At 74.8% G+C, this 7,788-nt stretch carries 7 protein-coding genes and 2 pseudogenes; all 9 read left to right on the top strand.

Annotated features, from left to right (window positions below):
- Positions 1-434: FtsB family cell division protein (locus NUM_RS25200; RefSeq protein WP_207127404.1), on the top strand; the 434-nt coding region annotated here is incomplete at its 5' end.
- 62 nt (positions 435-496) lie between these two features.
- Positions 497-946, top strand: a pseudogene (locus tag NUM_RS25195) (DUF501 domain-containing protein); the annotation flags it as partial.
- 85 nt (positions 947-1,031) lie between these two features.
- Positions 1,032-1,946 (top strand): Ppx/GppA phosphatase family protein, encoded by a 915-nt coding sequence (locus NUM_RS25190; RefSeq protein WP_207127403.1) that lies wholly within the window; start codon positions 1,032-1,034, stop codon positions 1,944-1,946.
- A 147-nt stretch (positions 1,947-2,093) separates the two neighbouring features.
- Positions 2,094-2,906, top strand: a complete 813-nt coding sequence (locus NUM_RS25185; RefSeq protein ID WP_207127402.1) for a uracil-DNA glycosylase — start codon at positions 2,094-2,096, stop codon at positions 2,904-2,906.
- An 87-nt stretch (positions 2,907-2,993) separates the two neighbouring features.
- Positions 2,994-3,746, top strand: coding sequence for a DUF4129 domain-containing protein (locus NUM_RS25180; protein WP_207127401.1), 753 nt, complete (start codon positions 2,994-2,996; stop codon positions 3,744-3,746).
- Between the two features lie 102 nt (positions 3,747-3,848).
- On the top strand, positions 3,849-4,448 hold the full coding sequence (locus tag NUM_RS25175) for a hypothetical protein (protein WP_207127400.1): 600 nt from the start codon (positions 3,849-3,851) through the stop codon (positions 4,446-4,448).
- A gap of 41 nt (positions 4,449-4,489) precedes the next feature.
- Positions 4,490-5,452, top strand: a pseudogene (locus NUM_RS25170) (AAA family ATPase); the annotation flags it as partial.
- Positions 5,453-5,580: 128 nt separating this feature from the next.
- Complete coding sequence (locus NUM_RS25165) at positions 5,581-6,954, top strand: DUF58 domain-containing protein (RefSeq protein ID WP_370467052.1); 1,374 nt, start codon at positions 5,581-5,583, stop codon at positions 6,952-6,954.
- Positions 6,951-7,589 carry a hypothetical protein gene (locus NUM_RS25160; protein ID WP_207127399.1) on the top strand — a complete coding sequence of 213 codons (639 nt, stop codon included), beginning with the start codon at positions 6,951-6,953 and terminating at the stop codon, positions 7,587-7,589. Before NUM_RS25165 ends, NUM_RS25160 begins: the two co-directional genes overlap by 4 nt.
- Positions 7,590-7,788 lie beyond the last annotated feature (199 nt).

Raw genomic sequence — 7,788 nt, 5'->3', positions numbered from 1 at the left:
ACGCGGCCGCCCGGCCCGGCGCCCGCCGGGCCGGTGCCACCCGGACCCGGGCGCCGCGGCCCGGTGGCGGCCGGTTCACCGGGCGGGCGGTGGTGCTGGCGCTGGTGTTCGTGGCGCTGATCCTGGCCTACGCCTACCCGGTGCGTACCTACCTGGGCCAGCGGGCGCAGATCGCCGAGCTGACCGACGCGCAGGCGCAGCAGAAGGAACGCATCGCGAAGCTGCGCGGCCAGCGGGACAAGTGGGACGACCCGCAGTACGTGGAGGCGCAGGCGCGGCGCCGGCTGCGGATGGTGCGCCCCGGCGATAAGGTGTACGCGGTGTACGGCGACCCGAAGAAGCCCGGTGGCGGTGACGCGGACGACCGTCGGGTCCGCTCCGACGGCCCCTGGTACGGCAAGGTCTGGTCCAGCGTGCAGGGCGCGGACCGGTGAGCGCCGCCGAGTCGGCCGGCCCGCCGGTGCACGAGCCGGTCACGCCCGTCGCGACGGCGGCGATGTCCGCGCAGCTCGGCCGCCCGCTGCGGGGGGCGGCGGCGGTCGCGCACCGCTGCCCGTGCGGGAACCCGGACGTGGTGCAGACGAGTCCGCGGCTGCCCGACGGCACCCCGTTCCCGACGCTGTTCTACCTGACCTGCCCACGGGCCGCGGCCGAGGTGAGCCGGCTGGAGTCGGCCGGCACGATGCGGGAGATGACCGAGCGGCTGGCGGACGACCCGGACCTCGCCGGCCGGTACCAGGAAGCGCACCGGGACTACCTGCGGCGCCGCGCCGAGCTGGCCGAGGTACCGGAGATCGCCGGGGTGTCCGCCGGCGGCATGCCGACCCGGGTCAAGTGCCTGCACGTGCACGTCGCGCACGCGCTGGCGACCGGCCCCGGGGTCAACCCGTTCGGGGACGAGGCGCTGGCGACGATGGCGCCCTGGTGGGCCGACGGTCCGTGCGTGTGCGCCGACGATCCGCCCGGCGAGGACGACGGCGCCGCGATGAGCGGCGACGGTCCGGATCACGGGCGAGCCTCCGGAGGCGGCGATGAGTGAGCGGGTCGCGGCGATCGACTGCGGTACCAACTCGATCCGGCTGCTGGTCGCCGATCGCGACGGCGACCGGCTGACCGATCTGGTCCGGACGATGGAGATCGTCCGCCTCGGTGAAGGCGTCGACCGGACCGGAATGCTTGCGCCGCAAGCGATCGAGCGCACCCGCAAGGCGCTGACCGGGTACGCGCAGCGGATCCGCGAGCTCGGCGCGGGCCGGGTGCGGATGGTCGCCACCTCCGCCAGCCGGGACGCCGGCAACGCCGCGGAGTTCCGCGACATGGTGCTCGACGTGCTCGGTGCGCCACCCGAGGTGATCACCGGGGACGAGGAGGCGGCACTGTCGTTCGCCGGTGCCGTCGGCGGACTGCCGGCCGACCTGGCGGAGCCGTACCTGGTGGTGGACATCGGCGGCGGCTCCACCGAGTTCGTCGTCGGCGCCGGCAGCGCCGAGGCGGCGGTCAGCGTGGACATCGGCTGCGTCCGGATGACCGAGCGCTACCTGCACTCCGACCCGCCGACCGAGGCCGAGATCGTGGCCGCCCGCGAACACGTCACCGAGGTGGTCGACGGCGCGCTCGGCACGGTGTCCGCCCGCCGGGCCCGCACCCTGATCGGCCTCGCCGGTACGGTCACCACGATCGCCGGGATCGCGCTGGAGTTGCCGGAGTACGACTCGACCCGGATCCACCACGCCCGGCTGGACCGCGAGCAGGTGACCCGGATCAGTACCGACCTGCTGGCGCAGACGCGGGAGCAGCGGCGGGCGATCCCGGTGATGCACCCGGGGCGCGCCGACGTGATCGGCGCCGGCGCGTTGATCCTGCGTACCGTGCTGGAACGGGCCGGGTTCGATGGCCTGATCGCCTCCGAGCACGACATCCTGGACGGCATCGCCCGCTCCGTCTGAGCGGCCGCCTCACGGTGGCGACTCGCCTGCTCGCGGCGTTGTCGGTACGAGCGTGGAACGGACTCCGGCTCGCTCGACCGGAGGCGCACGCCAGCCGCTGCCCGGTGCGACGGCGGGATGCCGTGGCCGGGCGGGCAGGATGGGGCCATGGTTGCGGTGCAGCGGACGGAGTTCGGGTGCCACGTGCGGCCGGGGTCGGGGTTCCCCGGTGACGTGGCGGATGCGGGTACCCCGGTGGCGGCGGATCGGGCCGAGGTGGCCGAGCTGGCGGCCGGTGCGGCGGACCTGACCGCGCTGGCGGCCCGCAGTTCGGTGTGCCGGGCGTGTACCCGGCTGGTCGCCTGGCGCGAGGAGGTGGCGGAGCGCAAGCGCGCGTCGTTCGCCGACCAGACGTACTGGGGTCGCCCGGTGCCGAGCTTCGGTGCCACCGACGCGCGGATCGTGCTGATCGGCCTGGCGCCGGCGGCGAACGGGGCGAACCGTACCGGCCGGATGTTCACCGGCGACCGGTCCGGCGACGTGCTGTACGCGGCGCTGCACCGGGCCGGGCTGGCCAGCGCGCCGAGCAGCGTGTCCGCCGACGACGGGCTGGTGCTGCACCACACCCGGATCTGCGCGCCGGTGCGCTGTGCCCCGCCGGAGAACAAGCCGACCACCGTCGAGCGCGACACCTGCCGGTCCTGGCTGGACCGCGAGCTGGAGTTGCTGCGGGGCACGGTCCGGGTCGTGGTGGCGCTGGGGCAGTTCGCCTGGAATGCGTACTGGGCCTCGGCATCGGCGCTGGGTGAGCCGGTGCCGCGGCCGCGCCCGCGGTTCGGCCACGGTGCCGAGTATGTCGGCACCGGAATAATGTTGCTGGGCTGTTACCACGTGAGCCAGCAGAACACCTTCACGGGACGGCTGACGACGGGCATGCTGGACGACGTGTTGGGCCGCGCCCGCACGCTGGCCGGCATCTGACGCCGGATCCGGTCCGCTGGGCCGATTCCGGCCCGGGAGCGCACGGTCGGTGGGGCGGGTCGGCCGGTCGGCGACGGGGGTGCCAGGTTGCGTCGAGGACTGCGATACCTGCCGGTGCTGCTGATCCTGTTGCTGGTGGTGGTGGCCGCGCTGGGCGCGAACGCACGCGGTCCGCGGGTCACCCACGTACCGCCGCTTCCCATCAGCCCGACCGTCGCGCCCAGTGGCGGCACACCGCCGGCGCAGCCGACCCGTACGGTCGTCCGACCGCCGCAGCCGCACGGTTCGAGCACCAGTACCACGGTGCTGATCGTGGTGATCGCCGCGCTGTGCGCGCTGGCGTACGGCGCGATCATGCTGTACCTGATGCTGGCGCTGCGGGACGGCCTGGTGCTGCGGCGCCGCCGGCACCCGGAGCCGGAGCCCGAGCCGGACGAGCCGGACGCGCCGACCGCGGACGAGGTGCGGGCGGCGATGGCGGCGAGCCGGGCGGCGCTGATCGAGGGCGACGATCCGCGGGCCGCGGTGATCGCCTGCTGGCTGGCGTTGGAGGACCTGGCGTCGCGGGGTGGGGTGCCGCGCGCGGCCTCCGACGCGCCGGGTGATCTGGTCGGCCGGATGCTCGGGGTGGCCCGGGACCCGTCCGGCGAGCGGCCGTTCCAGGCGCTGACCGGCCCGGCCGAGCGGGCGCTGACCGCGCTCGCCGAGCGGTACCGGGCCGCCCGGTACGCGCCGGCCCCGGTCACCGAGGCCGACCGGGCCACCGCCCGCGGCGCACTCGACCGCCTCGCCGCCGAACTGTCGGTCCGCGACGCCACCCCGGCCGGAGACGCCCGATGACCGCGCCGACCGGGAAGGCGGACCGATGAGTGAGCGTGAGCGAGCGAATCAGGGGAATCGCGCGTCGTGCCTCATCGGTGTTCCGACGAAGGAGGAACGCCGATGAGCTTCTCGTACGGGCACGTGATGACGCCGGGAAAGCGGGACCCGATGCGCAAGCCGTACCAGCCGTTGAAGATCACACCCGGCTGGGTGATCGGGATGGTGCTGGTCGCGCTGGCCGCCGGCGACGTGCTGTGGCGGATGCTGCAGGTGGTGCAGATCCGGTTGCCGTACGGGATGACCGACGCGCTGGTGCTCGCGGTGGCGTTCGGCTACCGGGTCGCGGTGGCGGTGCACGGGCCGCCGGAGCCGTTCCCGCCGGCGCCGTCGGCGCCGACCACGGAGATGTCGGACCGGCCGTTCACCGCGATCCGCCGCTGGGAGGACCGGCTCGCCTGGACCCACGACGACGCGGTCAGCTTCGACCGTACGGTGCGCGAACGGCTCGCCGCGCTGGTCGACGAGCGGCTCCGGATCGACCACGGCACCGACCTGGCCGGCGCCGGATCCGGTGGGCCGCAACGGGTTCGCGCACTGCTGGGTGATCCACTGTGGACACTGCTGACCGAGCCGACCGAGCGGGCGCCGAGCCGGGCGCAGCTCACCGAATCGGTACGAACGATGGAGCGACTGTTCGCCCAGGACGGAGGCAACCGGTGAGCGGACCGGTCAACACGCAACCCGAGGCCGAGCCGGCGCCGCTGTCGGTGCCCGAGGCCGGTGCGCTGGCCCGGCAGGTGCTCGACGCGGTCGGTACGGTCGTGGTCGGCAAGGCCGAACCGCTGGCGCTGGTCCTGGCCGGCATCCTCGCCGGCGGCCACGTGCTGCTGGAGGACTTCCCGGGGCTGGGCAAGACGCTCGCGGCCCGGTCGTTCGGCCAGGCGCTCGGCCTGTCGTTCCGCCGGCTGCAGTTCACCCCCGACCTGCTGCCGGCCGACGTCACCGGTTCCTTCCTGTACGACCAGTCGACCGGTGACTTCGAGTTCCGGCCCGGGCCGATCTTCACCAACCTGCTGCTCGCCGACGAGATCAACCGGACCCCGCCGAAGACGCAGGCGGCGCTGCTGGAAGCCATGCAGGAGAAGCAGGTCAGCGTCGAGGGCACCACCTATCCGCTGCACCCGCCGTTCCACGTGCTCGCGACGGCGAACCCGATCGAGTACGAGGGCACCTACCCGCTGCCGGAGGCGCAGCTGGACCGGTTCCTGCTGCGGGTCTCGTTCGGCTATCCGAGCGCCGACGACGAGTGGGGCGTGCTGCGCAACCGGATGGCGCGCCGCCGGGAGGAGACCGAACTCGCGCCGGTGGTCGACGCGCGGACGCTGCGGGCCATCCAGGCCACCGTGGAGACCATCGCGGTGGAGGACTCGATCGGCCGCTACATCGTCGATCTGGTCACCGCGACCCGGTCGCACCCGCAGGTGATGGTCGGTGCCTCGCCACGCGGTTCGCTGGCGCTGCTGCTGTGCGCGCGGGCCCGGGCGCTGCTGGCCGACCGCTCGTACGTGATCCCGGAGGACGTCAAGGCGTTCGCCGCGCCGGCGCTGGCCCACCGGATCTCGCTCAAGCCGGAGGTCTGGCTGCGCCGGGTCGAACCGTCGCACGTGGTGGCCGAGGTGGTCGCCGCGACCGCCGCACCCGCCAGCGGCGCCCGGCCGAGCTACCAGGCGCCGACCGTGGACGATGCCGCGGCTCGGCCGCCGGAGCCGGCCGGATCGGCGGCGGGCTCGGACCCGGTCTACCGCTACACCGAGCCGCCGAGGGGGCAGCGCTGAGCGAGGTCGGCCTCTGGGTGCGCACCCAGGACAATCCGCAGCCGCCGCAGCCGGGCGAGCAGCCGGTGCTGCACGGCCCCAGCGAGGACTCGGCGGTGTACGACTGGGTACCGACCCGGGCGTTGCGCCGCGCCGTCGGCATGGCGCTGGTGTTGCTGATCATCGGCGTCACCATCGGCCGGCTCGACCTGGTGGTGCTCGGCCTGCCGTTCGTGCTGGGCGCCGGCTGGGGGCTGGCCCGCCGGCCGCACCGGGTACCGACCGCCGAGCTGACGGTGGACACCACGATCAGCGCCGAGGGCGGTACGGTGCTCGGCCGGGTGTCGATCGACAACCCGGATCCGGCGCCGCTGAGCGGGGTCGCGGTGCGCACCCCGGCCAGCCGGTGGCTGCGGATGCGTACCGGCGCCGGTGAGTACATGGCCTCGCTGCCCGGCCGGTCCGGTACCGACGTGCTGATCGAGGGACGCGCGATGCGCTGGGGCCGGCACCGGATCGGCCCGGTCGAGGTGCGCGGGTACGCGGCGGACGGGTTGCTGCGCAGTCGCGCGATCCGGCTGCCGGCGACCACGGTGAAGGTGCATCCGGTGGCGCAGCCGTTCGAGGCGGCCGACGCGATGCCGAAGGCGGCCGGGATCGCCGGCACGCACCGGTCCCGCCGCCCCGGCGAGAGCGGCGAGCTCGCCGGCGTGCGCCCGTACCAGCCGGGGGACCGGTTGCGGCGGGTCGACTGGCGGGTCTCGCTGCGCAACCGCGAGCTGTACGTGAACGCGACGCTGTCCGAGCGGGACGCCGAGGTGGTGCTGGTACTCGACGTGCTGCACGAGGCCGGTCGCTCCGCCGGCCCCGCGTCCGCGTCGGTACTGGACACCACGGTGCGCGCTGCCGCCGGCATCGGCGAGCACTACCTGCACCGCGGCGACCGGGTCTCGGTGCTGGAGTTCGGTCCGTCCGCGCGCTACCTGCGGGCGAGCTCCGGCCACCGCCAGTTCCTGACGATGCTGGAGTGGCTGCTGGACGTGCGGGTCTGGCCGTCCGGCGTCGCGCCGACCTCGCGGCTGTTGTCGCCGCGGCTGCTGCCACCCAACGCGCTGATCCTGTTCCTCACCCCGTTGCTGGACGAGCGCAGCGCCACGATGCTCGCCCAGCTGGCCCGGACCGGCCGGTTCGTGCTGGCGGTCGACACCCTGCCGGACAACGCCCGCCCGGTGCAGACCAGCGAGTGGACCGACCTCGCGTACCGGCTGTGGCGGCTGGACCGGGAGAACACCGTCGGCCGGCTGCGCGAGGTCGGCGTACCGGTGGTCGCCTGGGCCGGCGCCGGCAGCCTGGACGAGGTGCTGCGCGACGTGACCCGGATGGCCGCCGCGCCCCGGGCGGTGCTGCGATGACCACCGAACGGCGACCGGACGGCGGTACGAGCCGGCTCGCCACGCTGCGGCTGTCCCCGACGGTGAGCCGGGCCGAGCAGGCGGTACAGCGCGGCGCCGACCGGGTGCGCTCGCTCGCCCCGGGCCCGGCCCTGGTGCGCGGGTCGGTGCTGGTGTTCGGGGTGCTCGCGCTGATCCTCGCGATGACCGGGCCGATGCGCGCCAACGGCTGGTCCTACCTGGTCACGGTGGCGCTCGCGCTGGTCGCCGCGGTCCGGCCGGACGGGCCGTGGGTGACCGCGACCGAGCTGATCGTCGCCGGGGTGTGGCTGCTCGGCGGGCTGGTCTACCACGAGCAGCGCGGCATGCTCGGCACGTTGCTGCTCGCCGCGCTGCTCTACCTGCACCACGGCACCGCGGCGCTGGCGGCGACGCTGCCGGTGCGCGGCCAGCTCGCCCCGTCGGTACTGCTGGGCTGGCTGGCGCGCACCGGCGGGGTGCTGCTCGTGACGGTGGTGTTCGCGCTGGCCGCCTCGGTGCTGCTGCCGCCGTCCGGTACCGGCCACAACTCGATCCTGCTGCCGGTGATCGGGCTGCTCGCCGCGCTCGGCGCCGCCGTCGGTGTCGCGTACCTGCTGCACCGTCGTCGCCGCTGACCCTCGCGCCCGCCCGGTCGATCGTGGTGCGGTCTGCGCGGGCAAGCGCTTGCCGGCCACGCCACGATCGACCGGGCCGGTGTGGGGATCGGACGGCGGCATTGCCGGGCGAGGTGATCTCGGCGGGCATACGCTGGGTGGGGCCCTTCGCCGATGTGCTCGGCGAGCGGCCCGGACCGGCGCGCGGCCCCGGCGGTCG

This window comes from Actinocatenispora comari (genome assembly GCF_017312725.1).
GTDB lineage: Bacteria > Actinomycetota > Actinomycetes > Mycobacteriales > Micromonosporaceae > Actinocatenispora > Actinocatenispora comari.
Note: the sequence above shows the minus strand (reverse complement) of the source record. Positions and strands in the feature narration are given on the sequence as shown.

Bases quoted from the DNA above. Each gene is read 5' to 3' on its own strand.
- NUM_RS25175 (WP_207127400.1), top strand. From the start codon at position 3,849: ATGAGCTTCTCGTACGGGCACGTGATGACGCCGGGAAAGCGGGACCCG.
- NUM_RS25160 (WP_207127399.1), top strand. From the start codon at position 6,951: ATGACCACCGAACGGCGACCGGACGGCGGTACGAGCCGGCTCGCCACG.
- NUM_RS25185 (WP_207127402.1), top strand. From the start codon at position 2,094: ATGGTTGCGGTGCAGCGGACGGAGTTCGGGTGCCACGTGCGGCCGGGG.
- NUM_RS25190 (WP_207127403.1), top strand. From the start codon at position 1,032: ATGAGTGAGCGGGTCGCGGCGATCGACTGCGGTACCAACTCGATCCGG.